General features: G+C 63.6%; 29 protein-coding genes and 2 pseudogenes. 17 read left to right on the top strand and 14 right to left on the bottom strand.

The features are described 5' to 3' along the window. The first annotated feature begins 1 nt into the window (after nucleotide 1). From AC0V7N_RS11170 to AC0V7N_RS11155, 4 genes are all read left to right on the top strand, one after another. A complete protein-coding gene (locus AC0V7N_RS11170; protein ID WP_475457373.1) occupies nucleotides 2–1,453 on the top strand; it encodes an amidase in 1,452 nt (483 codons plus the stop codon). A 102-nt stretch (nucleotides 1,454–1,555) separates the two neighbouring features. Next, nucleotides 1,556–2,170, top strand: a complete 615-nt coding sequence (locus AC0V7N_RS11165; RefSeq protein WP_172224173.1) for a LysE family translocator — start codon at nucleotides 1,556–1,558, stop codon at nucleotides 2,168–2,170. A 152-nt stretch (nucleotides 2,171–2,322) separates the two neighbouring features. Beyond that, nucleotides 2,323–2,598: a hypothetical protein gene (locus AC0V7N_RS11160; protein ID WP_475457370.1), complete on the top strand. Its 276-nt coding sequence runs from the start codon at nucleotides 2,323–2,325 to the stop codon at nucleotides 2,596–2,598. A 3-nt stretch (nucleotides 2,599–2,601) separates the two neighbouring features. Continuing rightward, entirely contained in the window at nucleotides 2,602–2,976 is a 375-nt protein-coding gene (locus AC0V7N_RS11155) for a hypothetical protein (protein ID WP_475457367.1), read from the top strand. A 60-nt stretch (nucleotides 2,977–3,036) separates the two neighbouring features. Here AC0V7N_RS11155 and AC0V7N_RS11150 read toward each other — a convergent pair whose 3' ends face one another. After that, a complete protein-coding gene (locus AC0V7N_RS11150; RefSeq protein WP_475457365.1) occupies nucleotides 3,037–3,978 on the bottom strand; it encodes a nucleoside hydrolase in 942 nt (313 codons plus the stop codon). Between the two features lie 303 nt (nucleotides 3,979–4,281). On the opposite strand from AC0V7N_RS11150, the gene AC0V7N_RS11145 reads away from it, so the two are divergent. Continuing rightward, a complete protein-coding gene (locus AC0V7N_RS11145; RefSeq protein ID WP_013893014.1) occupies nucleotides 4,282–4,707 on the top strand; it encodes an Hsp20 family protein in 426 nt (141 codons plus the stop codon). Nucleotides 4,708–4,771: 64 nt separating this feature from the next. After that, a complete protein-coding gene (locus AC0V7N_RS11140) occupies nucleotides 4,772–5,026 on the top strand; it encodes a BQ00720 family protein (RefSeq protein WP_013529590.1) in 255 nt (84 codons plus the stop codon). 130 nt (nucleotides 5,027–5,156) lie between these two features. Here the strand turns inward: AC0V7N_RS11140 and ptsN are convergent, their stop codons facing one another. The 6 genes from ptsN to lptC form a co-directional block, all read right to left on the bottom strand. Beyond that, nucleotides 5,157–5,621: a PTS IIA-like nitrogen regulatory protein PtsN gene (gene ptsN, locus AC0V7N_RS11135; RefSeq protein WP_027031063.1), complete on the bottom strand. Its 465-nt coding sequence runs from the start codon at nucleotides 5,619–5,621 to the stop codon at nucleotides 5,157–5,159. Between the two features lie 59 nt (nucleotides 5,622–5,680). Then, nucleotides 5,681–6,265, bottom strand: coding sequence for a ribosome hibernation-promoting factor, HPF/YfiA family (gene hpf / locus AC0V7N_RS11130; RefSeq protein WP_027043252.1), 585 nt, complete (start codon nucleotides 6,263–6,265; stop codon nucleotides 5,681–5,683). Nucleotides 6,266–6,531: 266 nt separating this feature from the next. Continuing rightward, complete coding sequence (gene rpoN, locus AC0V7N_RS11125; protein WP_475457361.1) at nucleotides 6,532–8,058, bottom strand: RNA polymerase factor sigma-54; 1,527 nt, start codon at nucleotides 8,056–8,058, stop codon at nucleotides 6,532–6,534. Between the two features lie 254 nt (nucleotides 8,059–8,312). Then, complete coding sequence (gene lptB, locus AC0V7N_RS11120; RefSeq protein ID WP_475457359.1) at nucleotides 8,313–9,131, bottom strand: LPS export ABC transporter ATP-binding protein; 819 nt, start codon at nucleotides 9,129–9,131, stop codon at nucleotides 8,313–8,315. Next, the gene (locus AC0V7N_RS11115) at nucleotides 9,131–9,736 is read right to left on the bottom strand and encodes an LptA/OstA family protein (RefSeq protein WP_475457357.1); all 606 of its coding nucleotides are present in this window, start codon (nucleotides 9,734–9,736) and stop codon (nucleotides 9,131–9,133) included. The genes lptB and AC0V7N_RS11115 overlap by 1 nt, the downstream gene beginning before the upstream one ends. Continuing rightward, nucleotides 9,723–10,436 (bottom strand): LPS export ABC transporter periplasmic protein LptC, encoded by a 714-nt coding sequence (gene lptC, locus AC0V7N_RS11110; RefSeq protein WP_475457355.1) that lies wholly within the window; start codon nucleotides 10,434–10,436, stop codon nucleotides 9,723–9,725. The genes AC0V7N_RS11115 and lptC overlap by 14 nt, the downstream gene beginning before the upstream one ends. A 360-nt stretch (nucleotides 10,437–10,796) precedes the next feature. Between lptC and sppA the strand changes: the two genes are divergently transcribed. From sppA to lhpI, 4 genes are all read left to right on the top strand, one after another. Further along, nucleotides 10,797–11,753, top strand: coding sequence for a signal peptide peptidase SppA (sppA, locus tag AC0V7N_RS11105; protein ID WP_475457353.1), 957 nt, complete (start codon nucleotides 10,797–10,799; stop codon nucleotides 11,751–11,753). A gap of 80 nt (nucleotides 11,754–11,833) precedes the next feature. Beyond that, complete coding sequence (locus AC0V7N_RS11100) at nucleotides 11,834–12,118, top strand: integration host factor subunit beta (RefSeq protein WP_475457351.1); 285 nt, start codon at nucleotides 11,834–11,836, stop codon at nucleotides 12,116–12,118. 31 nt (nucleotides 12,119–12,149) lie between these two features. Continuing rightward, complete coding sequence (locus tag AC0V7N_RS11095) at nucleotides 12,150–12,506, top strand: DUF1049 domain-containing protein (protein WP_475457349.1); 357 nt, start codon at nucleotides 12,150–12,152, stop codon at nucleotides 12,504–12,506. A gap of 37 nt (nucleotides 12,507–12,543) precedes the next feature. Then, the gene (lhpI, locus tag AC0V7N_RS11090) at nucleotides 12,544–13,509 is read left to right on the top strand and encodes a bifunctional Delta(1)-pyrroline-2-carboxylate/Delta(1)-piperideine-2-carboxylate reductase (protein WP_475457347.1); all 966 of its coding nucleotides are present in this window, start codon (nucleotides 12,544–12,546) and stop codon (nucleotides 13,507–13,509) included. Here the strand turns inward: lhpI and AC0V7N_RS11085 are convergent. From AC0V7N_RS11085 to AC0V7N_RS11065, 5 genes are all read right to left on the bottom strand, one after another. Continuing rightward, complete coding sequence (locus AC0V7N_RS11085; RefSeq protein ID WP_475457345.1) at nucleotides 13,499–13,942, bottom strand: EVE domain-containing protein; 444 nt, start codon at nucleotides 13,940–13,942, stop codon at nucleotides 13,499–13,501. The two genes, lhpI and AC0V7N_RS11085, sit on opposite strands and share 11 nt — an antisense overlap. Further along, nucleotides 13,939–14,319: a VOC family protein gene (locus tag AC0V7N_RS11080; RefSeq protein WP_475457343.1), complete on the bottom strand. Its 381-nt coding sequence runs from the start codon at nucleotides 14,317–14,319 to the stop codon at nucleotides 13,939–13,941. The genes AC0V7N_RS11085 and AC0V7N_RS11080 overlap by 4 nt, the downstream gene beginning before the upstream one ends. A gap of 77 nt (nucleotides 14,320–14,396) precedes the next feature. Further along, a complete protein-coding gene (locus AC0V7N_RS11075; RefSeq protein ID WP_475457341.1) occupies nucleotides 14,397–15,083 on the bottom strand; it encodes a helix-turn-helix transcriptional regulator in 687 nt (228 codons plus the stop codon). Nucleotides 15,084–15,189: 106 nt separating this feature from the next. Next, nucleotides 15,190–15,807, bottom strand: coding sequence for a peptide chain release factor H (prfH, locus tag AC0V7N_RS11070; protein ID WP_475457339.1), 618 nt, complete (start codon nucleotides 15,805–15,807; stop codon nucleotides 15,190–15,192). Beyond that, nucleotides 15,794–17,011 (bottom strand): RNA ligase RtcB family protein, encoded by a 1,218-nt coding sequence (locus AC0V7N_RS11065; protein WP_475457336.1) that lies wholly within the window; start codon nucleotides 17,009–17,011, stop codon nucleotides 15,794–15,796. The genes prfH and AC0V7N_RS11065 overlap by 14 nt, the downstream gene beginning before the upstream one ends. 328 nt (nucleotides 17,012–17,339) lie before the next feature. On the opposite strand from AC0V7N_RS11065, the gene AC0V7N_RS11060 reads away from it, so the two are divergent. The 6 genes and pseudogenes from AC0V7N_RS11060 (at nucleotide 17,340) to olsB (ending at nucleotide 24,442) form a co-directional block, all read left to right on the top strand. Continuing rightward, a complete protein-coding gene (locus AC0V7N_RS11060) occupies nucleotides 17,340–18,425 on the top strand; it encodes an RsmD family RNA methyltransferase (RefSeq protein ID WP_475457334.1) in 1,086 nt (361 codons plus the stop codon). A 17-nt stretch (nucleotides 18,426–18,442) separates the two neighbouring features. After that, a complete protein-coding gene (locus tag AC0V7N_RS11055; RefSeq protein WP_172224135.1) occupies nucleotides 18,443–19,300 on the top strand; it encodes a TrmH family RNA methyltransferase in 858 nt (285 codons plus the stop codon). Nucleotides 19,301–19,313: 13 nt separating this feature from the next. Next, the gene (lspA, locus tag AC0V7N_RS11050; protein WP_475457332.1) at nucleotides 19,314–19,811 is read left to right on the top strand and encodes a signal peptidase II; all 498 of its coding nucleotides are present in this window, start codon (nucleotides 19,314–19,316) and stop codon (nucleotides 19,809–19,811) included. A gap of 53 nt (nucleotides 19,812–19,864) precedes the next feature. Beyond that, nucleotides 19,865–20,854 carry an acrylyl-CoA reductase (NADPH) gene (acuI, locus tag AC0V7N_RS11045; protein ID WP_475457330.1) on the top strand — a complete coding sequence of 330 codons (990 nt, stop codon included), beginning with the start codon at nucleotides 19,865–19,867 and terminating at the stop codon, nucleotides 20,852–20,854. A gap of 142 nt (nucleotides 20,855–20,996) precedes the next feature. After that, nucleotides 20,997–23,280: pseudogene (locus AC0V7N_RS11040) on the top strand (hybrid sensor histidine kinase/response regulator). Nucleotides 23,281–23,566: 286 nt separating this feature from the next. Further along, complete coding sequence (gene olsB / locus AC0V7N_RS11035) at nucleotides 23,567–24,442, top strand: l-ornithine N(alpha)-acyltransferase (protein WP_056577807.1); 876 nt, start codon at nucleotides 23,567–23,569, stop codon at nucleotides 24,440–24,442. A 105-nt stretch (nucleotides 24,443–24,547) separates the two neighbouring features. On the opposite strand, the pseudogene AC0V7N_RS11030 reads toward olsB, so the two are convergent. Together AC0V7N_RS11030 and grpE are read right to left on the bottom strand one after the other, a co-directional pair. Further along, nucleotides 24,548–25,179 (bottom strand): annotated as a pseudogene (locus AC0V7N_RS11030) (trimeric intracellular cation channel family protein). A 110-nt stretch (nucleotides 25,180–25,289) separates the two neighbouring features. Then, on the bottom strand, nucleotides 25,290–25,922 hold the full coding sequence (gene grpE, locus AC0V7N_RS11025; protein ID WP_475457327.1) for a nucleotide exchange factor GrpE: 633 nt from the start codon (nucleotides 25,920–25,922) through the stop codon (nucleotides 25,290–25,292). A 240-nt stretch (nucleotides 25,923–26,162) separates the two neighbouring features. Here grpE and AC0V7N_RS11020 point away from each other — a divergent pair, with 240 nt between their 5' ends. Next, nucleotides 26,163–26,360 carry a hypothetical protein gene (locus AC0V7N_RS11020; RefSeq protein ID WP_475457325.1) on the top strand — a complete coding sequence of 66 codons (198 nt, stop codon included), beginning with the start codon at nucleotides 26,163–26,165 and terminating at the stop codon, nucleotides 26,358–26,360. The last annotated feature ends 6 nt before the right edge of the window (nucleotides 26,361–26,366 follow it).

The following is a 26,366-nucleotide window of genomic DNA, read 5'->3' as shown; positions in this document are numbered from 1 at the left end:
AATGATGCGCCCCCGGACGAAACATGCCGTGCCACCGGCCGGCGATATCTGCCGCCTGTCGGCTGTCGAACTGGCCGACGCGATCCGCCGCAAGACACTGTCCGTACGCGAGGTGGTGACGGCCTTCCTCGATCGCATCGAGGCGGTCAACCCGCTGGTCAACGCCATCGTCTCGTTGCGCGACCGCGGCGATATCCTGCGCGAGGCCGATGCGGCCGATATCAGGCGGCAGGCTGGTATCGAAACCGGCTCGCTCTTCGGCTTGCCGATCGCCATCAAGGACCTCGCCTCGACGACCGGCTTGAGAACCTCCTTCGGCTCGCCGATCTTCGCCGATTTCGTGCCGCAGGAAGACGATTTCTTCGTTGAGCGCATCCGCGACGCCGGCGCCATCATCATCGGCAAGACCAATGTCCCTGAATTCGGGTTGGGATCCAACACCTACAACAATGTGTTCGGGCCGACGCTGAACGCTTTCGACCCGGCGCTGACTGCCGGCGGTTCGAGCGGCGGTGCGGCGGTGGCGCTGGCGCTCGACATGGTGCCCATTGCCGACGGCAGTGACTTCGGCGGTTCGCTGCGCAACCCCGCCGCCTGGAACAATATCTACGGCTTCCGCCCGTCGCAGGGGCTTGTGCCCGGCGGGCCGGACTTCGAGGTCTTTCATGCACAGATGGGCGTCGAGGGGCCGATGGGCCGCAACGTTGCCGACATGGCGCTGCTGCTCGACGTGCAGGCGGGCTACCATCCGCAGGCACCCCTATCCTATGACAAACCAGGCTCGTTCCTCGAAGGGCTGGCAACGCCGGCAACCGGCGGCCGCATCGCCTGGCTCGGCGATCTCGGCGGCCATCTGCCGCTCGAACCGGGCATCCTCGATCTCTGCGAGGCGGCACTTGGCCGGTTCGCGGATGCATCCTTCCCAGCGGAACCCTTGCTGCCGGATTTCGATTTCGAGGCGCTGTGGCAGGCCTTCGTGACGTTGCGCCAGGCCAGCAGCGGCTGCGCGCTCAAGGTCCACCACGATGACCCTTCGAGGCGCGGCCTGCTGAAGCCGGAAGCCATCTGGGAAGTCGAGAACGCAATGCGGCTGACGGCGCCGCAGATCCGCGCGGCCTCGGTCATCCGCACCTCCTGGCATCGCACGCTGCTGTCGATCTTCGACCGCTTCGACCTCATTGCCTTGCCGACCGCGCAGGTCTTCCCCTTCGATGTCGGCACCCACTGGCCGCACGAGGTCGCCGGGCGACCGATGGACAGCTATCACCGCTGGATGCAGGTTTCAGCCTTTGCCACGCTGGGCGGCTGCCCGGCGGTCAATGTGCCGGTCGGCTTCGACGACAAGGGCCGGCCAATGGGCATGCAGCTGATCGGCCGGCCGCGCGGCGACCTTGCCGTGCTCAAGGCGGCCGCCGCCTATGAGGCGACGCTGCCCTGGCAGGCCGGCGCTTGACCCGCCTGTAGCGGCCCGGCGCTTCGCGTATGGCTTGCGCGGAGGCTGTCGCCATGCATTGATTGTCGCCTGCTGGATCGACAGCATTCCAAGGGAAAAACCATGTCGCTGGAACTCTACGCCGCTTATGTCCTCGCCTGCATCGTCATCATCCTGGTGCCCGGTCCGACGGTCACGCTGATCATCGCCAACAGCATCCGCCATGGCGCCCGCGCCGGCCTCGCCAATGTCGCCGGCACGCAGGCCGGGCTTGCCATCATGATCGCCATCGTCGGCATCGGCCTCAACACGCTGATCGCGGGCATGGGCCACTGGTTCGAATGGGTGCGGCTGATCGGCGCCGCCTATTTGATCTGGATGGGCGTCCAGATGTTCCGCTCCAAGGGCACGCTGAACGCCGACGGCACTGCGAGGAAGCCGCGCGGCGGCTTCTTCCTGCAGGGCCTGCTGGTGGCGCTGAGCAATCCCAAGACGCTGGTGTTCTTCGGCGCCTTCTTTCCGCAGTTCATCGCGCCGCAGGGCAATTACACGCTGCAGATCGTCGTCATGGGCCTGACCGCCATGATCTTCGCCGCCATGTCGGATTCGACCTATGCTCTGGCCGCCAGCCGCGCCGGGCGCCTGCTGTCGGCGAGCCGCATCAAGCTCATGTCGAGGATCAGCGGCAGCTTCCTGGTCGGCGGCGGCCTGTGGCTGGCGTTTTCAAGGTCGAAGTAAAGGCGACCGCGAGGCACGCGCCGCAAAGAGTTGCAACGCCCTGGAATGGCAACCGATTGAAAGTGTGCTCTCCCACCACCACATGAATCTGTATCGGGGGATTCATGTCTGTCTTTTGGACTTGGGATGGTTTGAAGAGGAACGCGCCTGGCGTGATCCTCTTCATCGGTGCGTTTGCGATTATGCTCACGTTGGCGGCAAACAAATGGGCCAATGACGAAAGCCCGATCCGGTCTGTCGGTGCCATCGATGCAACGATCAAAAGTGCCCAATGGAGAGACGGTAAGTACATCCTCTATGTGCTTGTTCTCAATGATGGCTCGTCTGTGCTCATCGACGACGACCGCCCGCATCTGATTGGGTCAGATGCCAGCATTGAACGCGTGACACGCGACAACGGTTTCGTCTCCTACCGGTTTCCCGAGTGAGACATGGCGACAGGATTTTCTCTCAAAAGCCGCTTGCTCCTGCTTCAGGCCGAATATCGCGAGGCGGTTATAGGCATCGCCTTCTTCTGCGCACTGCCTCTGGCGGCACTGATCCCGATTGCGATGAACCAGAACAATCCGGTCGTCGGCACGCAACGCGTTGAGGGCATCGTTGAAAACGCCACGCCTATGCCCGTAGCCCCGAAGGCCGTCTCCGGTCGCGGACTTTATTACCAATATGGCATCCGTCTTAACGACAATGCCCTGATTTTTGTCGACGGCGAGCTAGATACACCGCACGTGATCGGATCGGAAGTGACGATCGAACGGCAGCACCACAAGAACAGCGCCGACACTTTTCGACTGCTCCTCGATTGAGCAAGCGAATGCGGGCCATCCAAAGCGCGCAGCTGTGGACGGCCCGCATCGACGCAAAAACTAAAGCCGCGCCAGCCTCTCCACCAGCAGCGCGAAGAAGCCGTCATGGTCGATGTCGCGCATCACCATGGCGTTCTTTTCCCGCTTGGTCACACCCCACCAGTCGATCACGGTCATGCCCATGGTCAGTTCCGAGGCGGTTTCCACGCTGACATTGCAGTTGCGGCCCTTGAACAGCTCCGGCTTCAGCAGATAGGCGATGACGCAGGGGTCGTGCAGCGGCCCGCCATCGGTGCCGTATTTGCCCTCGTCGTAACGCTCGAAGAATTCCAGCATGTCGGCGGTCGCGATGCCGACCTTGGTGCCGAGCGCGCGGAAGGCTTGCGTGCGCTTGGTGGTGGTCAGCGCCTTGTGGGTGACGTCGAGCGGCATCATTACGATCGGAATGCCGGCCTTGAACACCAGATCGGCGGCCTGCGGATCGACATAGATGTTGAATTCGGCCGCCGGCGTGACGTTGCCGCCCTCGAAGAAGCCGCCGCCCATCAGCACGATTTCCTTGATGCGCGGCGCGATGCGCGGTTCGCGGATCAGCGCCAGCGCGATGTTGGTCAGCGGCCCGAGCGGGCAGAGCGTGATGGTGCCGCTCTCTTCCTTCATCAGCGTCTCGACGATGAAGTCGACGGCATACTGCTCCTGCAGCTTCATCGTCGGCTCGGGCAGCTGCGGCCCGTTGAGGCCGGTCTTGCCATGCACTTCCTCGGCGGTGACCAGTGTGCGTGCCAGCGGGCGGATGGCACCGGCATAGACCTTGATCTCCGGCCGGCCGGCCAGTTCGCAGATCTTGCGAGCATTCTTTTCGGTTAATTTCAGCGGCACGTTGCCGGCAACGGCGGTGATGCCGACGATCTCCAGCTCGCTGCTGCCGAGCGCCAGCAGAATGGCGACGGCGTCGTCCTGGCCGGGATCGGTGTCGATGATGATCTTGCGTGGTTGGGGCATTTCAATTCCTTGTTTGGCTGGCCGTGAGCTCACCGGGCCGATCACACGCCGCAAGGACGCCGAACCGGCTGCAAGCTGCCGAACCGCTCGACCGGGAACGGTCCCGACCCCAGCGCTTCTCCTTGCATCCGCGCGTCGTTTCAAGCGCCATGTCGATTATTCCTGTGAGTCCAAGGCCTGGTCTTTTTGGGCGGGTCTTCTGGTGGCTTGAACTTGGTCGCGGGGCGGACCATATCAAGAGCATCGGGAAAAATGCCACCTGGGTTTTTCCACTTTATGTCGCTCTTGAGAGGACAGTGTAACATGAGCCGAATGACGCCTTTCTCCAGCCCGCTTCTCCTTGGTTTCGACGCCATGGAAAAGACTCTGGAGCGCTTGGCGAAATCCGGTGATAGCTACCCTCCCTACAACATCGAACGGCTCAGCGGTGCTGACGGCAAGGCCGAAAGGCTGCGCATCACGCTCGCCGTCGCCGGTTTCGCCGAAAGCGATCTCGATGTGACAACGGAGGAGAACCAGCTGGTCGTGCGCGGCCGTCAGACCGACGATACCGAGCGCGAATTTCTTCATCGCGGCATCGCCGCGCGCCAGTTCCAGCGTTGCTTCGTTCTGGCCGACGGCATGCGGGTGATCGCAGCGGAGTTGAAAAACGGCCTTTTGTCGATCGACCTCGATCGGCCGGAGTCCGAACGGCTGGTACGGAAAATAAACATATCGGTGAAAGACTGATCTTTACCGATGGCTCTCATGCGGGATGGCCTTGAGCGGCGTCCTCGCGCCAAGGAGGCTTGAAATGACCAGAACTGAAACGATCACCATGACCAATGGCGAATTCGCCCATCTCGGCGAGGGCTCGGTCGCTTATCTGCGCAAGGTCTCGAGCGACGAATTGCTCGGCCGTTTCCCCAATCTCGGTGAAATCGCGCCCGGCATGGAGCTGTGGGCGCTGTTTGCCGCCAATGGCCAGCCGATCCTGCTTTCCGATGCGCGTGACCGCGCTCTGGCCGGCGCAATGGAAAACGACCTGACCACGGTCGCTATTCACTAAAGCAATTCCAGGAAAAGTGCTTAGCGGTTTTCCGTTCGGAATTGCGTCAAAGAAAGAGTTGGCGATCGGTTGGCTGAAACGAAAAGGGCCGCTCACGGCGGCCCTTGGCGATCTCATCCAAAATCCGGCTTCAGGCCGCGTGCGAGGCCTGGGTGTCCGACAACAGCGCGTGGATCGCCGTGGCGTCGCGCGTTCCCCTGACCTTGGCCACCGTATCGGCGTCACGCAGCACGCGCGCGATGCGCGACAGCGCCTTAAGATGATCGGCGCCTGCCCCTTCCGGCGCCAACAGCAGAAACACCAGATCGACGGGCTGGTCGTCCAGCGATTCGAAATCGACCGGCGTTTCCAGCCGGGCGAAAACACCGGCGATCCGCTTCACGCCGGCGAGCTTGCCATGCGGAATGGCGATGCCATTGCCGACGCCGGTCGAGCCCAGCCGCTCACGCTGCAGGATGGTGTCGAACACTTCCCTCTCCGGAATGCCCGAAATCGCCGCTGCCCGTTCGGACAGCAATTGCAGAAGCTGCTTCTTGGAGTTCGCCTTCAACGCCGGCAAAATCGCCGGAACGCTGATAAGATCGCTCAGATCCATGCTTGAAAATCCCTTGTTCGCCTGCCGTCACCAGTCCCCACCCCTCGTGCGGCTGGCTTTTATCCCTGTGCGACCTTGGTCGTGGACGGGTCGATCCAGCCAATGTTTCCGTCGGGCCGGCGATAGACGATATTGAGATGGTCGGTTCCGGCGTTGCGGAAAACGAACACCGGACTGTCCTTGGTATCGAGTTCGATGACCGCCGAGGCCACCGACATGGTCTTCAGCGTCATGGTCGATTCGGCGACGATGGCCGGCGCGAAATCCTCCGGGATCTCCTCGTCGTCATCGGCAAGCGGCGCCATCACCGTATAGGCGATGTCGGTCAACTCACCATTGCCATTGCCCGAATTGTGCGATTTGAGACGGCGCTTGTAGCGCCGAAGCCGGGTCTCCAGCCGATCGGCCGCGGCCTCGAAGGCGAGCGTCGGATCCTGGGCATCGCCGGTAGCCTGCAGCGAGGCGCCGGAATCCAGCCGGATCATGCAATCCGCCGAATAGCGCGAGCCCGATTTGATGACGGTGACGTGTCCCGCAAAGCCGCGATCGAAGTATTTGCCGATCGCTTCGCCGACACGATCGTTGATGCGTGTGCGGAACGCATCGCCGATATCCATGTGTTTTCCCGATATGCGCAGATTCATCTGAAAACTGACCTTCCTTGCTCAGGCTTCAAACTGGCCTGAGTTTATACTCGTGATCCGTGCGCACAAGCTTTGCGGCGTCACTCGCGCCGATTTAAATCCGAACTTTCCGGTTGATCACAAGCCGCCCTTTTGACCGTCCCGAGGCCATTGTCGTGACGGACCATCCGCTAGCGGGCATCGGGCCCGTCTCATGCGGGCGGGCTTCTAGCCACTTCCCCACGGCTTGTCAATGAAGCTCGAAAGCTGTGGAAAATCGAGAACCCTTAACGCCCTGCGCTGGCGAGCGCCCGCTTCTCGCGCCGGCGCTGCACGGAAGACGGAATATTCATGCCTTCCCGGTACTTGGCGACCGTGCGCCTTGCAATATCGACGCCGCTCTCCTTGAGCATGTCGACGATCGCGTCGTCGGACAGGACGTCGACGGGTTTCTCCTCGTCGATCAGCTGCTTGATGCGATCCCGCACCGCTTCGGAGGAATGCGCGTCGCCGCCGCCCGACGCGGCGATCGAGGCGGTGAAGAAATAGCGCAGTTCGAACACGCCGCGCGGGGTCAGCATGTATTTGTTGGCGGTGACGCGGCTGACGGTCGATTCGTGCATGCCGATGGCGTCCGCCACCGTGCGCAAATTGAGCGGCTTCAGCTGGCGCACGCCATGGACCAGGAACGCATCCTGCTGGCGCACGATCTCCGAGGCCACTTTGAGGATCGTCTTTGCCCGCTGGTCGAGGCTGCGTGTCAGCCAATTGGCGTTTTGCAGGCACTCGGCTAGGAAATCCTTTTCCGCCTGGTTCTTGGCCTGCGGCGAGACCTGGGCGAAATAGATATGATCGACCAGCACACGCGGCAGCGTTTCGGCGTTGAGTTCGACGGTCCAGCTGCCGTCATTGGCCGCACGCACCTCGACATCGGCGACGATGGCGTCGCTGGCGCCGCCCGAAAACGCCATGCCCGGGCGCGGATCGAGGGCCCGGATCTCGGCCAGCATGTCGAGCAAATCCTCCTCGTCGACGCCGCAGATCCGCTTCAGGGCCTGGAAATCGCGCCGCGCCAGGAGTTCGAGATTGGCGACCAGGGCCTTCATCGCCGGATCGAGGCGGTCTCGTACCGCAAGCTGCAGCGAAAGACATTCGGCAAGATCGCGGGCGAACAGCCCGGCCGGCTCGAAGGTCTGGCACACCGCCAGCACCTTGGCCACCGTGGCAGCATCGGTGCCAAGACGCGCGGCGACCTCGGCTAGGTCCGCGCGTAGATAACCGGTCTCGTCGAGCCCGTCGGCGAGGTCGGCCGCGATCAGCCGCGCCGCGGGATCGGCGAAGGCGAGTGCGACCTGCTCGCCGACATGGTCGCGCAAGGTGATGGCGCCCGCCGCCATGTCGCCGGCGTCAAGCCCCTCGGACGAGGAGCCACCGCCATTGCCAGAAGCCGATTTCCATTGCGCCGTCAGGTCGGGTCCGAGCCGCTCGCTGGTGCCGGGATCGTCGGGAAACAGGTTTTCCAGCGACGTATCGAGTTTTTCCGAAATCGCCTCGGCGCTCCATCCCGCCTCGTTCTCGAACCAGTCGCCGTCGGCGGCCGCTTGCGGCTCGGCCTCGGTCTTCTGCGCCTGGTCGCTCGCGGCGTCGTCCTGCGGCTCGGCGCGCTCCAGAAGCGGGTTGCGCTCGATTTCCTCGTCGATGAAGTGCTCGAGTTCGAGATGGGTGAACTGCAGCAGCCGAATCGACTGCATCAGCTGCGGCGTCATCACCAGCGACTGCGATTGTCGGAGCTGTAGTTTCGCCGCCAACGCCATGGTTCGGTTTCAAACGCCTCCTCTACGCGTCCGGACTTACCGGAAATGAATTTCGCGGCCGGTCATAGAAACTGGCCCGGCTTTTGCTTGTCAAGGCAAAGCCTAGCAAAAGCCGCTTACCGGAGCGTTATGCCGGAGCAAAATCGCGGAAAAACATCCCGTTACACGCAAAAAATCGTGTCAGGAAACAAATTTCACGCCCAAGGCAATTCCAGGACAACTGCGTTGCGGTCCGGAATTCCGCGGAAAAAGAGTCAGAGCGTAAAACCCTCGCCGAGGTAAAGCCGCCGCACATCCGGGTTCGCCACCACTTCGTCGGCGCGGCCATGAGTCAGCACCTGGCCGGCATGGATGATGTAGGCGCGGTCGATCAGCCCGAGCGTCTCGCGCACATTGTGGTCAGTGATAAGGACGCCGATGCCGCGTGCCGTCAGATGGCGCACCAGTTGCTGGATATCGGCGACGGCGATCGGATCGATGCCGGCAAAGGGCTCGTCGAGCAGCATGTAGGCCGGGCGCGTCGCCAGCGCGCGCGCAATCTCCAGGCGCCTTCGCTCGCCGCCGGAGAGCGACATGGATGGCGCCTTGCGCAGATGGCTGATGTGGAATTCCTCGAGCAGTTCGTCGAGACTGCGCTCACGCACCTTGCGGTCCTTTTCGACCACCTCGAGCACGGCGCGGATATTCTGCTCGACGTTGAGGCCGCGGAAGATCGACGCCTCCTGCGGCAGATAGCCGATGCCGAGGCGCGCACGGCGGTACATCGGCATCGAGGTGACGTCGAAGCCGTCGATCTCGATCGTGCCTTCATCCACCGGCACCAGGCCGGTGACCATGTAGAAACACGTCGTCTTGCCGGCGCCGTTGGGCCCGAGCAGCCCGACGGCCTCGCCGGCACGCACGCCGATGGTGACGCCACTGACCACCTTGCGGCCCTTGTAGCTCTTGGTCAGGCCCTTGGCGATCAAGGTTCCCTTGAACTTCGCCTTGTCGACAGTGATCGTGGCCGGAGCCGAAATCTTGCTTGCGGCTCGTCCCGGAAGACGCGCCGTCAGCGATGACAGGCTGGCCATCAGGGGTTCGTCGCTCCCGATTTCGGCGCATCCGATTTCGGCGGGGGCGTGATCGACATCTGGACACGCTGCCCAGCGCATGGATCAACCTGGGCCAGCCCGCTTTTCATCTGCACGGTAAGCTTGCAGCCGACCAGGACGTTGTCGTTTTGCGAAAGGACGACCTTTTTGCCCGAAAGCACCAGCACCTGGCTCTTCATGTCGAAGCTGCCCTGATCGCCGGTCGCGACCTGCTGATCCGACTTGATGTAGACCTTGTCGGAGATCTCAAGATGGTCGATGTTGGCCGAGCCGGTCATCGCCGCGCCCGCGGCTTCCGTGCCCTTGGCGGCGGCATTCGGATCCTTGATGTAATAGACCATCATCTTGCCGGCCTTCATCAGCGTCGGTCCCTGGACGACGGTGACATTGCCCGTGAAGATGGCGACATTTTCAGCCTGCCGGACTTCGAGCTTGTCGCTTTCGATCTGGATCGGCTTGTCGCCGGCCAGTTTGAGACCTGACACCTGACTGGCGGCGCCGGACTGTGCCAGCGACGGCGCCGTCCCCAGCAGGAGCAGCGCTGACGTTGCGGCCGCAAGCCGTGTCGAACTATTGAGCCACATTCGCTTCTTCGCCCTTTGCCTCAGCCGCCTTCACGCTGGCGGGATCGATGTTGACGCGCACCCGTTTCTCGAACACCAGGACCTTGCCATTGTCCTGGACCGACATGGAATCCGCTGTGATCTGCGACCCGCCACGGCTGACATCGACGGGATCATCCGTCTTCATAGTGCCTTTGCCCATGTCGAGGAAGACCGATTTGAACTTGGCTTGCATGCCGTCGGTCGTGGTGATCATGACGTCACTGGTCATTTTCATCGTATTGCCGTCGCGATCGTAGGTCCCGCGCGAGGCTTTGATCGCAGCGACATTATCCGGCCCGACCGGCACCTTGGCGTCTATGCCTTCGAGCTCGATGATGCCTTGCGTGTTGACATCCTGTATCGCCCGCAGGGCTGTCATCGAATAGGGCTGCTTCTGCTTGGTGAAACCGTTGAGCTTGGGATTGGCCATCACCAGCTTGCCGTTGGAAAAGGCGGCGCCTTCCGCCTGCACCGCGACGGAGACGGGTGCGGCGAGATAGGAGTAGACCGGGAAGGCGACGGCGATCAGCGCCGCAGCCAAGGGCACGGCGAATTTGAGCACGCGCACGCGGCGCGAATGACGCTGGGCGCGGTCGAACGCATCGCCCCGCGTCCAGCCATCCGCCGGGGGAGCCAACTCCATCTCGGGGCTGGTCGGTTCATTCGATCGCGCTAACATGACTGCTTTCTTCTAAACCCCTGCCCGCCAGGGAGCACCGCCTATAGGTGGGGGGCCGGTGCCCTCAAGCAAGCACAAGCCCACGAAAACCGCAAAAATGTGACAACTGACGTTGTACAAACGAAAACGAGGTCAGCACAACAGCCGGTACTTCATAGCAGAAATGGACACGCCTGCGCCGTTTTTTCATCGCCGCCGTTTCACCCCCTTACCTTGCGTCCCTTGCGCAGGCCAGTCACAAAACTGACAGCGTTGGGATCGCCTTGGGCGGATTGCCGCGCCATATGGGAGAGGGAACTGCTTCCCGCTGAGGACATCATGGTCTAAAAGCGTCCGTTCCCGCCGACTGTGAGGCTGACCATGGCATTGAGAGCCGACGACCTGATCGACCGCCGCCGTTTGCGGCGCAAGCTGACATTCTGGCGTGTTGCGGCCATCGGCATCGTCGCCCTCGGGGTGATTGCGCTGTCGGCCTGGTTTTATCGCGACGATCTCGGCGGCTCGACTGTCGACCACATCGCCAAGGTCAGGATCGAAGGCACGATCACCGAGGACGAGGAACTCATCAAGCGGCTGGAGGACATCCGCAAATCGTCGAAGGTGAAAGGCGTGATCCTTGCGATCGATTCACCCGGCGGCACCACTGTCGGCGGTGAATCGATCTACGAGGAAGTGCGCAAGGTGGCCGCCGACAAGCCGGTCGTGGCCGAAGTCGGCACGCTCGCCGCATCGGCGGGCTATATGATCGCCAGTGCGGCCGACCACATTGTCGCCCGCAAGACCTCGATCGTCGGCTCGATCGGCGTGCTGATCCAGTATCCTGACGTCAGCGGACTGATGGACAAGCTCGGCGTCAAGCTGGAGGAGGTGAAATCCTCGCCGCTCAAGGCCTCGCCCTCTCCCTTCAAGCCGACCAATGACGACGAGCGCGCCATGGTCCGCAAGCTTATCCTCGACAGCTACGACTGGTTCGTCGGCATCGTCGCCGAACGCCGCAAGATGACCCACGAACAGGCACTGGCGCTTGCCGATGGGTCGATCTTCACCGGCCGCCAGGGTGTCGCCAACGGCCTGATCGATGCCGTCGGCGGGGAGACCGAGGCGGTCGATTGGCTCGCGACCAAGGGTGTCGATGCCAAGCTCAAGGTGGTCGAATGGAAGGACACGGACCGACGCGGCAGCTTCCTGTGGTCAAAAGCCATGGTGAAAATGGCCGGCAGCGCACTCGGCCTGCCGGACTCCAGCAGCGATGTCATCCACGAACTTGGCGCCGACCGCTTGTTTCTTGACGGCCTCGTTTCCGTCTGGCACCCTTGAGCGTCGTTTGGGACAGCTGAAAAAGCCAATAAAATCATCCTCATAATTTCGACCGCACTGCTTTCACGGGGACCCGTCTGATGATCAAGTCCGAACTTGTGCAGATTATTGCCACGCGCAATCCGCATCTTTTCCTGCGCGACGTCGAAAACATTGTCGGCGCGATCTTCGACGAGATCACCGACGCCCTTGCCGAAGGCAACCGGGTCGAGTTGCGCGGCTTCGGTGCTTTTTCGGTGAAAAACCGCCCCGCCCGCATCGGCCGCAACCCGCGCACCGGCGAATCAGTCGAGGTCGAGGAGAAATGGGTGCCGTTCTTCAAGACCGGCAAGGAACTGCGCGAAAGGCTGAACGGCGGCAAGTAGGCTTCAGCGCCAGCTTCCGACGGAAAACATAATGCTCAATCGTTTCATGCTCATCGTGGTCTTCGTGCCCCTGGCGATCATCCTGATCGCGCTTGCCGTCGCCAATCGCGAACTCGTCGCCTTCACGCTGGACCCGTTCAATCCCGGCAATCCGAAGCTGACGCTCACCTTGCCGCTGTTCATCTTCCTGTTCCTGGCGCTCGCCATCGGCATGATCGTCGGCAGCCTGGCGACCTGGGTCAAGCAGGGCCGCTACCGCAAGCTGGCGCGCCAGCGCGGCGTCGAGGCCGAAAACCTGCGCCAGGCGGTCAGCCGCGCGCCCTCGGCACCGCAGGCGCCGGTTCAGGGGTCAGCCCAAGGATCAGCATTGCCGAAGCCGACCAATTGAGCCGCCGGCCGGCGGTTTTCTTTCCACGGAGCTTTTCATGCTGACCATTTCGGCCGCCGAGGTCGATCATGCGCTGACCTTTCCTGGACTGGTCGAGACGTTGCGCACGGCATTTCGCGATGGTGCCGTACAGCCCGTCAGGCACCATCATCCGGTCGAACGGCCCGACGGCGCAGCCTCGACCCTCTTGTTGATGCCGGCTTGGACCGATTTCAACGCCGCTGGCACATCTTCCGGCGGCTATATCGGCGTCAAGATCGTCACCGTCTCGCCAGACAACAACGCCATCGGCAAGCCGGCGGTGATGGGGCTCTATCTCCTGCTCAATGGCAGCACCGGCGAACCGGAAGCCCTGATCGACGGCCAGCGGCTGACGCAGTGGCGCACCGCCTGCGCCTCGGCGCTGGCGGCTTCCTATCTGGCAAGCGAGGACGCCTCCAGGCTGCTGGTGATCGGCGCCGGCGCACTGTCGCCCTTTCTCGCCAAAGCACATTCAGCCGTGCGGCCGATCAAGACCATCCGCATCTGGAACCGGACGCTGGTCAATGCCGAGAAGGTCGCGGCCGATCTGCGCGCCGATGGTTTCGCGGCAAGTGCTGCAAGTGATCTCGATGCCGAACTTGCCGAGGCTGACATCATCTCCTCGGCAACGATCGCCACCGAGCCGCTGATCAAGGGCGCGCTGCTGAAGCCGGGAACCCATGTCGACATGGTCGGCGCTTTCACGCCGACCATGCGCGAAAGCGACGACGATGCGATCGCGCGCGCCAGCGTCTATGTCGACACCCGCGCCGGCGCCACCAAGGAGGCCGGCGACATCGTCATCCCGCTTGCGTCGGGCGTGCTGAAGCCGGAAGCCATCCTCGCCGACCTGCATGAACTGGCGCGCGGCCAGAAGAAGGGCCGCGCGAGCGCCGACGAGATCACGCTGTTCAAGTCGGTTGGCGCGGCACTTGAGGACCTTGCCGCCGGCATCGCCGTCTACAAGGCGCTCAAGTCGTAGCCTCTGCAAGCGTCTTCGCGGCACCCATCGCGTCGGCGATCAGACGAAAATCGTGATCGTTGATTTCGAAAAGACCAAAGCGAAGCTGATACCCCCAGTTCGACTTGCCGGCGGTGAAGTCCAGCCGGTCGAGCAGTGGCTTGATCGGCGTTTCCTCGGCCGTCGCCCACTCGACGTCGCGTCGGAACGGCGTGAAGCCGCCGCCCATCTCGCCCTGATAGGGCTCGCCTTCCCGCACGGTGCCAATTGCCGTGAAAGCCTGCAGGCCATCCTTTTCGCCCAAAATCGTGGTCGGCGAATAATAGACGATTCCGTCGCCAGGTTTGACGCGGCGCAGAGGAGCCGCCTTGCCGTGGTTGACCTGCATGAAGCCGGCGGCCCGACCGCGCCGGACATGCTGCGCCGACGCAACCGCGATCCAATACGCGCTCATTTCTGTTCCCCATCGGACAGCCAGTAGACGCGCAGACGATGATTGTCGGGGTCGAGCGCAACGAAGGTGCGGCCGAAATCCAAGTCGGTCGGCGTCTGCAGGATCTTCAACCCGCGCCCGGCCCAGTCGGCGTGGGTGGCATCGACCGCGTCGGGCGTCGCCAGCGCAAACACGATCTCGGCGCCGCCACCGGATGCGGCCGCCGCCGGCTCCACCGTGTGGCGCGACCAGAGGCCGAGCTTGAAGCCGTTGTCGAGCACGAACAGCACGAAGGTCGGCGCGCTTTCGACCGGCTCGCGCCCCAGCAGCGCGCTGTAGAAGGCGCCGCTCTCCAGCGGCTGGTCGACATAGAGGATGACGAAATTCGGCGTGGTCATGTGCGCTCTCCAAAGTTCAGCGTTTCGATCTACTGAACTTAGAATAGGATACTGTCAGATTCTGGCAGTAGCTGTCATCACCCACGCGGCTTGTCGAGCGTCGCCCGCCATTCCTTGAGCAGCACCTGGCGCCGACGTGGATAGCGCGCATCGGTGGCGTTGAGGGCGGATATGCGATCGGCGCGAAAATGCCGGAAATCCTGTCGCATCTCGCACCACGCCACCACCACCCTCACCTTGTCGAAGAAGCCGAGCGCGAACGGCCAGACGACACGTTGTGAAGCAGCACCCCCGGCATCGCGATAGAGAAAGCCGAGTTTTCGTTCGTTGCGGATGGCCTGTCGCACGACGCCGAGATCTATGCCTTCAATGGCCGTCATGGGAGGCCCGACCAGCAGCGTCGAGGCATCGAGATCCTCGCGCAGATCGTCCGGCAGCACGGCCGCGATCTTGGCCAGCGCGTTGGCGGCGGCGGCCGACAGGCGCTGGTCCGGCTGCTTGGCGACCCAGCGCGATCCCAGCACGATGGCCTCGATCTCCTCGTCGCTGAACATCAGCGGCGGCAGCATGAAGCCGGGCTTCAGCACATAGCCCAGACCCGCCTCGCCCTCGATCGGCGCGCCTTGCCCCTGCAGCGTGGCAATGTCGCGGTAGAGCGTGCGGATCGAAATGCCCATCTCGTCGGCCAGCGTATGCCCGCTCACCGGCCGGCGATGCCGGCGCAGGCACTGGATGAGGTCGAGCAGGCGTTCGGAGCGGGACATGATTCTCGGGACTTGGGACCAGGTCCACGATAGAACCGCATGGGCGCGGCAGGAAGCCAGGACGGTTTCCCATCCAGCGACGCCGCCGCGCGAACTCGTTCAGAGGTCAGAGCCGAAACACCTTGACCTCATTGCCGCGCTCCAACGCCTTGTTGGCGATGAAGATCTCCGCCTTCGACTGTTCAACCTCGCGATCAGCGAGAACCCGCAGCATCGCTTCCAGCCGGCGCAGCGCGATCGCCTTGTTGCGGTGCTGCGAGCGTTCGTTGCGCGCCGTCACCACAATGCCGGTCGGCAGATGGACGGCCCGCACCGCACTGTCGGTGGTGTTCTGATGCTGTCCGCCGGGACCACCGGCCCGCAGCGTCTCAAAGCGAACATCCGACACCGCGATCGAAACCCCGGCAGGCGCTGCCGCCGCCAAGTCTACCACCTGCACACCGACGAACCAGTTCTGGCGCTTGTGGCCCGCACGCACCGGACTCTTGAAGACGAACTTGACGGTGCCACAATAGTCCTGCGCCAATGCTTCGGCGTTGCGGCCCTCGAGGCTGAGCACGGCGGATTTGGCGCCATGCCGGTCCGGTCGGTGGCCAAACGCGACCTCGACCGTACAACCAAGCCGGCCGGCTTCCTTCGCGATGATCTCCACGAGCGCCATCAAGGCGATGCGGCATTCGACCGGTCCGTTGCCTGAGGTGACGAGCATGTCAATCGCGGCCATGGTTCGCCCTCCTTGCCATACGGTCGCGAGATGGCTTCTTGCGTGTCCGGTCGGGCGGGCCCTCCATCGCCTTCTTGTAGGTCACCAGCGGTTTCATCGCCGCAAGCGTCACGACCAGGCCGGCATCGGTGAGATCCTGCACCACCTGCCCGGCATCTTTGTAGGCGGAAGCCGCTTCCTCGATGACCAGATTGCGGTCGTCGCAGATCAATTGCCCGCCCCATGCATTTCTCAGCAAGGCGTCACGTTCCGACCTGTTGCGCCCGGCACGGCCGTGCATGGTGGCACGGTCGTATTTGCGGCCGGCGCCATGCGAAATGCCGCCCAGCGAGGGACCCGTCCCATCGAGCGCCCGCACGACATAGCTCAGGCTGGCGCGTGAACCAGCGATCGGTGCCAAATCTCCCGCCCGCACCGCGGCCGAGCCCTTGTGATGGACGAAACCATCGGCCCGGTCGCGGACAAGGTTGTGCGGCACATCGGCCACCAGCCGCGCTTCGCTGCGCAAGGCGCTTGCCGCACGATCGGCGATCAGCCGGCGGTTGAGCGATGCCCAGGTGACGCAAAGGTTATGCTGGCGACGCCAGTTCCTGCCCTCCACGGACTCCGGATCGAGTCCGGCCGTGACCGCCGACTGGAGGTCCAGCATCTGCCCGAAGACAAAGGCACCAAGCCCGCGCGAGCCGGAATGCACCAGGAGATAGAGCTTCTGGCGGTCGAACAGGCCTTCGCCGGCCGCATCGGCCTGGTCGACCGCCTGCAGCTCGCAGAAATGGTTGCCGCCGCCGATCGTGCCCAGCGCATCCGGATAGAGATCCGTCGGCAGGTCCGAGGCAGCGAGCGCCGCACGCGGGTCGACATCTTCCGCTTCGATCTGGCGCAGGCTCTCGACGGCCTTGTCGATCCTGAGTTTGCGCAATGGCAGATCGAGCTCGAACAGCGACATGCCGCAGCCAATGTCGTTGCCGATCAGTTGCGGGTGCAGCCGCTGCGACAGGACGGCAATGCCGGTCGGGCCGTATTTGCCGGGATGCAGGTCTGGAAAGGCCGCAACCGAGGTGACGCCGGGCAAGGCCGCGACGGTTTTCAGTTGCTGAAGTGCCGCGCCCTCGATCCATGTCCGCGGCGAAAAACAATGCTGGATGTGCGCAGCAGGCGCGACGCACGGCGAAGGGAGGCCGGGGCCTCCGATAAAATTGCCCATGATAAGAACACTTCTGGATAAAGGTCACAAACCGGACGCCGTCAGGCATCCGTTCGACCGGCGTCAGTCAGCAAAATGCTGGCTTACGCCGGAACCCTCGAGGGGTGCGCGGTGAAGATGCTCGTCATCTTTCGCTCCCATTCCAGAAACAACAATGGCGCCCTCATAAACGAAGCGCGCGAAAAAACCAAGTGCGACGCCGCAACACCATCGCACGGCTTTGAAGGCCCGGCCTTCCAATCTGTGCCAATCGAGCTGCAGGCCATCGCTTGTTGCGCCGCCGCTGTCCTCATGCCAAAAGCGGCACGCCGCTCGGAGATGCTCCTGCTTGAAGTCTTTTCGCGACAAACGCCGCGACAGCCGCCCGCCCGCGAAAGGCGGAAGCGGAGAGGCGCGTCCGCACGAGACGCGTGGCGCCGCACGACCGGACGCCAGGCCGCGTGAGCGGCCTGACACCAGAACCGACGATCGCACCGAACCTAAATCCGCACCGCGCATCCTCGCCCGCCGCGAAGGGACGCTGCCCGCTGAACAACTTCCGGTAATCCTCGAAGTAGCACCCAACGCCGATTACGCGCTGCTCGACAGCGGCGCCGGCGAAAAACTTGAACAATACGGCCCCTACCGCATCGTGCGGCCCGAGGGCCAGGCGATCTGGCAGAAGGCCTTGCCGGCGAAGGACTGGGAGCGTGCCGACGCAATCTTCACCGGTGATACCGACGAGGAAGGCATCGGCCGCTGGCGTTTTCCCAAAACACCGCTCGGCGAAACCTGGCCGATGAAGCACGACGGCATCGACTATCTCGGCCGTTTCACCTCGTTTCGCCATGTCGGGGTCTTTCCCGAACAGGCCTCGCACTGGGACCACATGGCCGGGCTGATCGCGGCGGCCAGACGGCCGGTCAAGGTGCTGAACCTGTTTGGCTATACCGGCCTTGCCTCGCTGGTGGCGGCCCGCGCGGGCGCCGAGGTCACCCATGTCGATGCCTCGAAGAAGGCGATCGGCTGGGCGCGTGAAAACCAGGAGATGGCCGGGCTCGGCAGCAAGCCGATCCGCTGGATCGTCGACGACGCGGTGAAATTCGCCGAGCGCGAAGAGCGCCGGGGCAGTCGCTACGACATCATCTTGTTCGACCCGCCGGCCTATGGCCGCGGCCCCAAGGGCGAGGTCTGGCAATTGTTCGAGGACCTGCCGGCGCTCACCGACCTTTGCCGGGCGATCCTGACGCCGAAACCGCTTGCCGTGGTGCTGACCGCCTATTCGATCCGCGCCTCCTTCTTCGCCATCCACGCTCTGATGCGCGACACCTTTGCCGGCATGGGCGGCAGGGTTGAATCGGGTGAGCTGATCATCCGCGAAAAGTCCGCCGGCAGGGCGCTTTCGACCTCACTGTTTTCGCGTTGGGTGGCCTGAATGCCCCGGAGTCTTGAATGAACGAACGGCACGTCGGCGCACCCGGCCAGGTGAAGGAAGTCACCAGCCTCGCCAATCCGCTGATCAAGGACATCAAGGCGCTTGCGCTGAAGAAATTCCGCGACCAGCAGAACGCCTTCATGGCCGAGGGGTTGAAGCTGGTCATCGATGCGCTCGATTTGGGCTGGCAGATCAGGACGCTGGTGTTCGCCAAGGCCGGGCGCGGCAATGCCGCGGTCGAAAAGGTCGCGGCGCGCACGGTCGCCGCCGGCGGCACGGTGCTCGAAGTGTCGGAAAAAGTGCTTGTCGCCATCACCCGCCGCGACAATCCGCAAATGGTGGTCGGCGTCTTCTCGCAGAGATTCCTGGCCCTGAAAGACATCCGCGCCGACAATGGCGATGTCTGGGTGGCGCTCGACCGGGTGCGCGATCCCGGCAATCTCGGCACCGTCATCCGCACCGTCGATGCCGTCGGTGCCAAGGGCGTCATCCTGGTCGGCGACACCACCGATCCTTTTTCGGTGGAGACGGTGCGCGCCACCATGGGTTCCATCTTCGCCGTGCCGGTGGCCAAGGCGACGACCGAGGCTTTCCTTGCCTGGCGCGGCGGGTTTTCGGGCCTCGTCGCCGGCACGCATCTGAAAGGCGCCGTCGACTACCGCTCGGTCGATTTTTCCCGTGGGCCGGTGTTGCTGATGATGGGCAATGAGCAGCAGGGCCTGCCCGAAAGCCTGGCGGCGAGTTGCGACAGGTTGCTCAGGATTCCGCAAGCCGGCCGCGCCGATTCGCTCAATCTCGCCGTCGCCACCGGCATCATGCTGTTCGAGATCCGGCGCGGCGCGCTGAAGCTCGAACCAATCGCCGACCAGCAATGAAGGTTGCCCGCCCGTGAGATCATGGTCCCCCTACGCGTTGCTCGTCGTCGCGGCCATTGCGCTCGATCAGTGGATAAAGCACCTGGTCGAGGCTGGCCTGCCCTTCCAGGAAAAGCTCGATCTGGTGCCGTTCCTGGCGCTGTTTCGCACCTACAACACCGGCATCGCCTTCTCGATGTTCTCCTCCTTCGGCGACACCGGCCTGGTGGTCATCGCCGTGCTGGTCGTCGCTTTCGTGCTCTACCTCGCCACCCGCACGCCATCGGCCCATGTCATCGCCCGCACCGGCTTTGCCCTGATCATCGGCGGCGCGCTGGGCAATCTGATCGACCGCGCCGTTTACGGCCACGTCATCGACTACATCCTGTTCCACACGCCGGTCTGGTCCTTTGCCGTCTTCAATCTCGCCGACGCCTTCATTTCCGTGGGCGCGGCACTGGTCGTCTTCGACGAACTCATCGGCTGGCGGCGCGAGCCCAAGCCTTCGAACGCCAAGCCTTCCAAAGATTGACCGCAGGCGGCCATTGCCGCACAGTCCACACCGAGCAAGCTCGCGGAGAAAAGATGTCCGAAACCTTCAAAGCCATCCTCGTCTCGCGCGACGCCGACAAGAAGCAATCGGTGGCTGTGACGGATCTCACCGACGCCGACCTGATGGAGGGCGACGTCACCGTCGCGGTCGAAGCGACGACGGTGAACTACAAGGATGGGCTGGCCATTACGGGCAAGGCGCCGGTGGTCCGCCGCTGGCCGCTGGTGCCGGGCATCGATTTCGCCGGCACGGTGATCTCGTCCTCCAATCCCGATTGGCGCAAGGGAGACAAGGTCATCTTGAACGGCTGGGGCGTCGGCGAGACGCATTTCGGCGCCTATGCCGGGCGCGCCCGCGTCAAGGGCGACTGGCTGGTGCCGCTGCCGGAAGGCATCAGCGCGCATGACGCGATGGCGGTCGGCACCGCGGGCTACACTGCCATGCTCTGCGTCATGGCGCTGGAGCGGCACGGCATCCTGCCCGACCGCGGTCCTGTCGTGGTGACGGGCGCCGCCGGCGGCGTCGGTTCGGTCGCGGTCTCTATCCTGTCCAGCCTCGGTTACCACGTCATTGCGTCGACCGGCCGCAACGCCGAAAGCCCCTATCTGATCAACCTCGGCGCCGCCGAGGTGATCACGCGCGACGAGCTCAACCAGCCTGCCAAGCCGCTGGCCAAGGAACGCTGGGCCGGCGGCATCGATTCGGTCGGCAGCCACACGCTGGCCAATGTGCTGTCGATGACCTCCTATGGCGGCGCGGTCGCGGCTTGCGGCCTCGCCGGCGGCATGGATCTGCCGTCGAGCGTCGCCCCCTTCATCCTGCGCGGCGTCTCGCTGCTTGGCGTCGATTCTGTGATGGCGCCGAAGGCCGTGCGCATCGAGGCCTGGCGGCGCATCGGCTCCGATCTCGACCTGCAGAAGCTCGCCAGCCTGTCGACGACCATCGGCTTCGACGGCATCATCGATGCCGCGCGCGACATCGTCGACGGCAAGATCCGCGGACGCGTCGTCGTCGATATGTAAGCCCGCCGAGCGGGTCGCGGACGGCGGACGGATTGCCAACCGAGTGGCGAATCCGCCGCTGCCGGGACAAAAACGCCCTATCCGCTAAAATTCGAACGATCCGCCGCAATTTTCCATAATCTCTGTCTGGCAAGGATTTCGCATGATCGCGGAATCCGACAGCCAGCAGGTGGACAAAGGCGACGACGTCGATGCGTTTGCCGCACCGGCGCGGCGGTTCATCGCTGCGCCGCCGCCGCTGGTGCCGGAGCAGCAATTGGCCAGGCGGGAAAGCCTGCCGCTGCTGACCTTCGTTGCCATCATCATACTGGCGGGCCTCGCGCATCTGACCGGGGCGCCGATCTTCATCAGCCTCGCATTGCTGGCAACCGGCCTCGCCGGCCTTGGAATGCACCTGCATGCCAGACGCAGCGTCCACCGCACCGTGGTGCTGCTGGACGAGACCACCGCCCGCAGCCGCGCCGAGATCGAGACGCTGGCCGACCGCATGTGGGAAATGCAGGAAAGCGAGGAGCGCTTTCGCGGCCTCATCGACGCGCTTGGCGATCTCGTCATCCATCGCGACCGCGACGGCTACATCGTCTATGCCAACAAGGTGTTCGCCGATCTGGTCGAAACCGATCAGCGCGACCTTGCCGGCAAGACCCTTGCCGAACTCGGCATCGAGGTCGGCATCGTGCCCGACGCCGCCTTTTCCGACCATGAGTGCCTGAGTTCCACCGACGTCGCCATCCGCACGCCGAGCGGCTCGCGCTGGTTCTCCTGGATCGAATTGTCGGTGCGCGACAAGGATAGCGGCGCGGTTTCGCATCGCGCCATCGCCCGCGATATCACTGCCCGCAAGCGCGCAGAATCCTCGCTGATCACCGCGCGCGAGCGGGCCGATATGCAAGCCAGGCCAAGTCGCGCTTCCTCGCCACCGTCAGCCATGAAATCCGCACGCCGATGAACGGCATCATGGGCATGGCCAGGCTTTTGGCCGACACCAGCCTGTCGCCGGAACAGCAGACCTATGTCGGCGCCGTCTCGACCTCTGCCAGCGCCTTGCTCGCCTTGATCGAGGATCTGCTCGACTATTCCAAGATCGAGGCCGGCCGCTTCGATCCGGAGCCGCAGCCGATGTCGGTGCGCGAGATCGCCGACAACATCATCGAATTGCTGGCCGCGCGCGCCTTCGCCAAGGATATTGGCCTCGGCTGCCACGTCGAACCGGATGTACCGCAATTGATCACCGCCGATCCTGGCCGGGTCAGGCAGGTGCTGCTCAACCTCATCGGCAACGCCATCAAGTTCACCGACAGCGGCGGTGTGCTGGTCAGCGTCGCGCGCGCCCGCACCGAGAGCAGCGACCGCATCTGCTTCACCATCACCGACACCGGTCCCGGCCTGCGCGACGAGGACATGGAGCGGATCTTCGAAGAGTTCGAGCAGGCCGACGGCACCTCGACGCGCGCACATGGCGGGGCGGGGCTGGGGCTTGCCATCTCCAGGCGCCTGGTGGCTGCCATGGGCGGCACGATTTCGGTCTCCAGCCGGCTTGGCCAGGGGTCGGAATTCGTCTTCGAAATCCCAGCCACGGAGGCCACGGGGGCGCCACAGGGCCGGCAGAACGTGCTTGCCGGCAGACGCGCGGTGATCCTGTCGAGGAACGCCGTCGAGGCCGACGCCATCGCCCGCACCATCCGCGCCAATGGCGGCACGGCCGGTATCGCCACCACCGTGGCGCAGGCCGCCCCCCTGGCCGAGGGCTGCGACGCGCTTCTGGTCGACGCGGCCATGGAGGAGAGTGACGGCAGGCTGCTCAAGCGGTTGCGCCAAAGCGGCTTTTCCGATTGCGAAGCCATCACGCTGATCGCGCCGACCGACCGCGGCATGCTTGGCGAATTCCGAGCCAGCGGCTACGCGACCTTCCTGGCCCGGCCGGTGCGCGGGGGAACACTTTTGCGTGTCCTTTTAACCAGCCATGCGCCGGCCCTTGCCCAGCCGCAGCCGGAAAAGCGCCGCACTCCGGCACTTCGCGCCTCAAGCGACCGCCAGCAGGGCCTGTCCGTGCTGATCGCCGAAGACAACGACATCAATGCCATGCTGGCTCGCGCCACGCTGTTGAAGGCGGGGCACCGCGTCAAGGTGGTCGGCAATGGCAAGGCCGCCGTCGAGGCCGTCACCAGCGCCGGGCACAAGCACCGCTTCGACGTGGTGCTGATGGACCTGCATATGCCGGTCATGGACGGGTTGGACGCCATTGCCGCGATCCGCCGCCATGAAGAGGAAACATCGGCGGCGCCCGTGCCGATCATGGTGCTGTCGGCCGACAGCCAGGAAAAACCCGCCATACGGTGCTCGCCCACGGCGCCAGCGGCTTCGTCACCAAGCCGCTCGACCCCGATGCGCTTGTCAGCGCCGTCGAGGGCCAGGTCGCCGCTTGAACAGGTTTTTTCCGGCGCGCGGCTAGTGCATTTCGCGCGAAAGTGACTCCGTTTTTGCGACGACGACATGCATGAAAACAAGGACCTGACGCGCGTTGCCTGGGCTCGCGCAAACGCGACGGGCTTCATGTTTCCTCACCTAACGTAGCCGGTTGACCGTTTTCGCCAGCCGACGAAGTATTGCCCGCGACGCCGTATCACGGTACTGTCACAATCCTGTTGCACCTACACCGTATCCCCGTGCCAAGAGGGATGGCTCGAAGGAGAATCACTCGTGCATACAGTTATGCCGGAATGTGACACTCGGCCAAACGCCAGCAGCGCCTTGCTTGCCGGACGTAACGTCGATTCCGTCATAAAAGGCGCAGCACTCGGCCGTATCGGCAATCTCGAAGTGCGGCTCGCCCGCAACGAGGCCGAGATCGCGGCCGCGCAGGAAGTGCGCTACCGCGTATTTTACGACGAGCTTGGCGCCAGGAAGGACCTGTTCCAGGCGCAGGACCGTCGCGACGCCGATCGGTTCGATCCGCTCTGCGACCATCTTCTGGTGCTGGATACGACGCTTTCCGGCCCCGAACATCGCCGTATCGTCGGTACCTATCGCCTGCTGCGGCAAGAAATCGCGGCCACCGCCGGCGGCTTCTATTCCGAAGGCGAGTTCGAGCTGACCAAGCTCATCGCCCGTCACCCCGGCCAGCGTTTTCTCGAACTCGGCCGCTCCTGCGTTTTGCCGCAATACCGTTCGAAGCGTACCATCGAGGCGCTGTGGCAAGGCATCTGGGCGTACATCAACCACTACGAAATCGGCGTGATGACCGGCTGCGCCTCTTTCCACGGCACCGTGCCGGCCGCTCACGCGGAGGCGCTCACCTATCTTGCCCATCACTGCCGTACCAACTCCGCCTGGGACGTGCGCGCGGTTTCCGATCGGTACTGCTCCATGGATTTGATGCCGATCGAGGCGGTCAATGCCAAGGCGGCGATCGCGGCGATGCCGCCCCTGGTCAAGGGCTATCTGAGGGTCGGCGCCCGCATCGGCGACGGCTGCGTCATCGACCGCGAATTCTCGACCGTCGACGTCTTCGTGGTGATGCCGGTCAAGGAGATCGGCGCCCGCTACGTCAACTACTATGGCGGGGAAGCGCAGCGTTTCGCGGCGTGAAGGCAGTAGGCAGTAGGCAGTAGGCAGTAGGCAGTAGGCAGTAGTGAAGACGTTGCGATTCGTGCTTTTTGCCTACTGACTAATCCCTACCCCCTAATCCCTCTCTTACGGAATATCTTCCGGCCGCCTTCCCGGCCGGCTCTTGTAGGACGGAAACGACCAGCCGAAACGCAGCGCGCCGCCGCGCACGGCGAGCGCCACGACGAAGCCGGCCAACCCCGAGACGATCTGCGGCAATCCGGCGACGTCGCCCAGTGTGAAGATCGCGGCGCCCGCCAGAGCGGCCGTCACATAGATCTCCGGTCTCAGCAGCACCGACGGCTCGCCGGCCAAGAGATCGCGCAATATGCCGCCGAAGGTTGCCGTCAGCATGCCGGTGATGATCGAAACCACCGGCGAACCGGTGATAGCCAGGCCCTTTGCCGCGCCCATCACCGAAAAGGCGGCCAGCCCGATGGCGTCGAGCCACAGCAGCAGCTTGTAGCGGGATCGACGCGGTGCGCGGTGAAGAAGACCAGAACCGCCACGACAGCGCAGATCAGCACATAGTCGCGGTTTCCCACCCAGAAGACCGGCACGTTGAGGATGAGGTCGCGAAACGTGCCGCCGCCAATGCCGGTGACGCTGGCCAGGAACAGGAAACCGATAATGTCGAGCTGTTTGCGCGAAGCAGCCAACGCCCCGGTCGCCGCAAAAACGGCGACGCCGGCATAGTCGAGAAGGGCGATGGGATGCATGGAAGGCCAAGGCAGTAAGGGAATAGGGCAGTAAGGCAGTATGTTTAACACGAAGCCGGAGGGGTTGGGACGCCCCCTATCCTCCTACCGCCCTACTGCCTAATCCCTAACTACGCATCCCTCTCCGCCTCGTCATTCACCGGCCCCGGCTCGACCGGCGCCTCGGCGGCAATTTTCGGGCCGCCCTTGGCGACGCCGACCATGGCCGGACGCAGCACCCGCTCGCCGATCGAATAGCCCGGCTGCACGACCTGGACCACCGTGTTGGCCGGGACATCGGGATTGGGCACTTCGAACATCGCCTGGTGGAAATTGGGATCGAACTTCTCGCCTTCGGGAGTAAGCTTCTTGACCCCGTGCCGTTCCAGCGCCGACAGCATGGCACGCTCGGTCAGGTCGACGCCTTCGATCAGCGCCTTGAAGCCGGCGTCGCCCGACGCCTTGGCCTCGGCGGGTATGGCGTCCAGCGCCCGGCGCAGATTGTCCGACACCGACAGCATGTCGCGAGCGAAATTCGCAACCGCATAGGTGCGGGCGTCGTGCACGTCGCGCGCGGTGCGGCGGCGCAGGTTCTCCATCTCGGCCGCGACGCGCAGCGCGCGGTCCTTCAACTCTTCATTTTCCTTCAGCAGTCGCACAAGCGCTTCATAGTCGCCGTCGATGCTGCCTTCCGTGCGCTCGGCATTGGCCTCGGCCGCCTCGGCTTCACTGGGCGCGCGTTCGTCTTTTGCCTGGTCGCTCATCGCCGTTTCCCGTCATCTCGAATGGTGTGGATTTTGTGCCCGATATCGAGGTTTGGCAGCCAAAAATCAAGGGGTAAGGCACCGGGAGGACCTTCGGGGGTCCATACGGTGATCAATGACACTCCTTCGATTTTAATTCAAATTTTACCGTATTTGCCGGCTTGGCTTGCCACAGAAGCGTGATGCGGGAACCATTCCCTTGCTGGAGGAGTTTCGGAACCGACAAAGGATTTTGAAACGATGACCCGCGACAAGGCTGAAAAGGGAGAAAAGCTCGCCACCGAAGTCAGGCGCCAGTTTGGCGCCGAGGCGATGACGCGCTTTCTGCGCACCTTGCCGGCTTTTCGTGCCGAAGCCGACATTCCCAATCGCTTCAGGGAGTTGCTTGAGCATCTCGATCGGCTGGAAAGCAGTACGGGCGGTGGCGGACAGCGATAACCGTCC

Source organism: Mesorhizobium kamtschaticum, assembly GCF_056174585.1.
The sequence above is the reverse complement of the archived record's forward strand: the minus strand, read 5'-3'. Positions and strand labels throughout refer to the sequence as shown.

Bases quoted from the DNA above. Each gene is read 5' to 3' on its own strand.
- AC0V7N_RS11170 (WP_475457373.1), top strand. From the start codon at position 2: ATGATGCGCCCCCGGACGAAACATGCCGTGCCACCGGCCGGCGATATC.
- AC0V7N_RS11165 (WP_172224173.1), top strand. From the start codon at position 1,556: ATGTCGCTGGAACTCTACGCCGCTTATGTCCTCGCCTGCATCGTCATC.
- AC0V7N_RS11155 (WP_475457367.1), top strand. From the start codon at position 2,602: ATGGCGACAGGATTTTCTCTCAAAAGCCGCTTGCTCCTGCTTCAGGCC.
- AC0V7N_RS11150 (WP_475457365.1), bottom strand. From the start codon at position 3,978: ATGCCCCAACCACGCAAGATCATCATCGACACCGATCCCGGCCAGGAC.
- AC0V7N_RS11145 (WP_013893014.1), top strand. From the start codon at position 4,282: ATGAGCCGAATGACGCCTTTCTCCAGCCCGCTTCTCCTTGGTTTCGAC.
- AC0V7N_RS11140 (WP_013529590.1), top strand. From the start codon at position 4,772: ATGACCAGAACTGAAACGATCACCATGACCAATGGCGAATTCGCCCAT.
- ptsN (WP_027031063.1), bottom strand. From the start codon at position 5,621: ATGGATCTGAGCGATCTTATCAGCGTTCCGGCGATTTTGCCGGCGTTG.
- hpf (WP_027043252.1), bottom strand. From the start codon at position 6,265: ATGAATCTGCGCATATCGGGAAAACACATGGATATCGGCGATGCGTTC.
- rpoN (WP_475457361.1), bottom strand. From the start codon at position 8,058: ATGGCGTTGGCGGCGAAACTACAGCTCCGACAATCGCAGTCGCTGGTG.
- lptB (WP_475457359.1), bottom strand. From the start codon at position 9,131: ATGGCCAGCCTGTCATCGCTGACGGCGCGTCTTCCGGGACGAGCCGCA.
- AC0V7N_RS11115 (WP_475457357.1), bottom strand. From the start codon at position 9,736: ATGTGGCTCAATAGTTCGACACGGCTTGCGGCCGCAACGTCAGCGCTG.
- lptC (WP_475457355.1), bottom strand. From the start codon at position 10,436: ATGTTAGCGCGATCGAATGAACCGACCAGCCCCGAGATGGAGTTGGCT.
- sppA (WP_475457353.1), top strand. From the start codon at position 10,797: ATGGCATTGAGAGCCGACGACCTGATCGACCGCCGCCGTTTGCGGCGC.
- AC0V7N_RS11100 (WP_475457351.1), top strand. From the start codon at position 11,834: ATGATCAAGTCCGAACTTGTGCAGATTATTGCCACGCGCAATCCGCAT.
- AC0V7N_RS11095 (WP_475457349.1), top strand. From the start codon at position 12,150: ATGCTCAATCGTTTCATGCTCATCGTGGTCTTCGTGCCCCTGGCGATC.
- lhpI (WP_475457347.1), top strand. From the start codon at position 12,544: ATGCTGACCATTTCGGCCGCCGAGGTCGATCATGCGCTGACCTTTCCT.
- AC0V7N_RS11085 (WP_475457345.1), bottom strand. From the start codon at position 13,942: ATGAGCGCGTATTGGATCGCGGTTGCGTCGGCGCAGCATGTCCGGCGC.
- AC0V7N_RS11080 (WP_475457343.1), bottom strand. From the start codon at position 14,319: ATGACCACGCCGAATTTCGTCATCCTCTATGTCGACCAGCCGCTGGAG.
- AC0V7N_RS11075 (WP_475457341.1), bottom strand. From the start codon at position 15,083: ATGTCCCGCTCCGAACGCCTGCTCGACCTCATCCAGTGCCTGCGCCGG.
- prfH (WP_475457339.1), bottom strand. From the start codon at position 15,807: ATGGCCGCGATTGACATGCTCGTCACCTCAGGCAACGGACCGGTCGAA.
- AC0V7N_RS11065 (WP_475457336.1), bottom strand. From the start codon at position 17,011: ATGGGCAATTTTATCGGAGGCCCCGGCCTCCCTTCGCCGTGCGTCGCG.
- AC0V7N_RS11055 (WP_172224135.1), top strand. From the start codon at position 18,443: ATGAACGAACGGCACGTCGGCGCACCCGGCCAGGTGAAGGAAGTCACC.
- acuI (WP_475457330.1), top strand. From the start codon at position 19,865: ATGTCCGAAACCTTCAAAGCCATCCTCGTCTCGCGCGACGCCGACAAG.
- olsB (WP_056577807.1), top strand. From the start codon at position 23,567: ATGCCGGAATGTGACACTCGGCCAAACGCCAGCAGCGCCTTGCTTGCC.
- grpE (WP_475457327.1), bottom strand. From the start codon at position 25,922: ATGAGCGACCAGGCAAAAGACGAACGCGCGCCCAGTGAAGCCGAGGCG.
- AC0V7N_RS11020 (WP_475457325.1), top strand. From the start codon at position 26,163: ATGACCCGCGACAAGGCTGAAAAGGGAGAAAAGCTCGCCACCGAAGTC.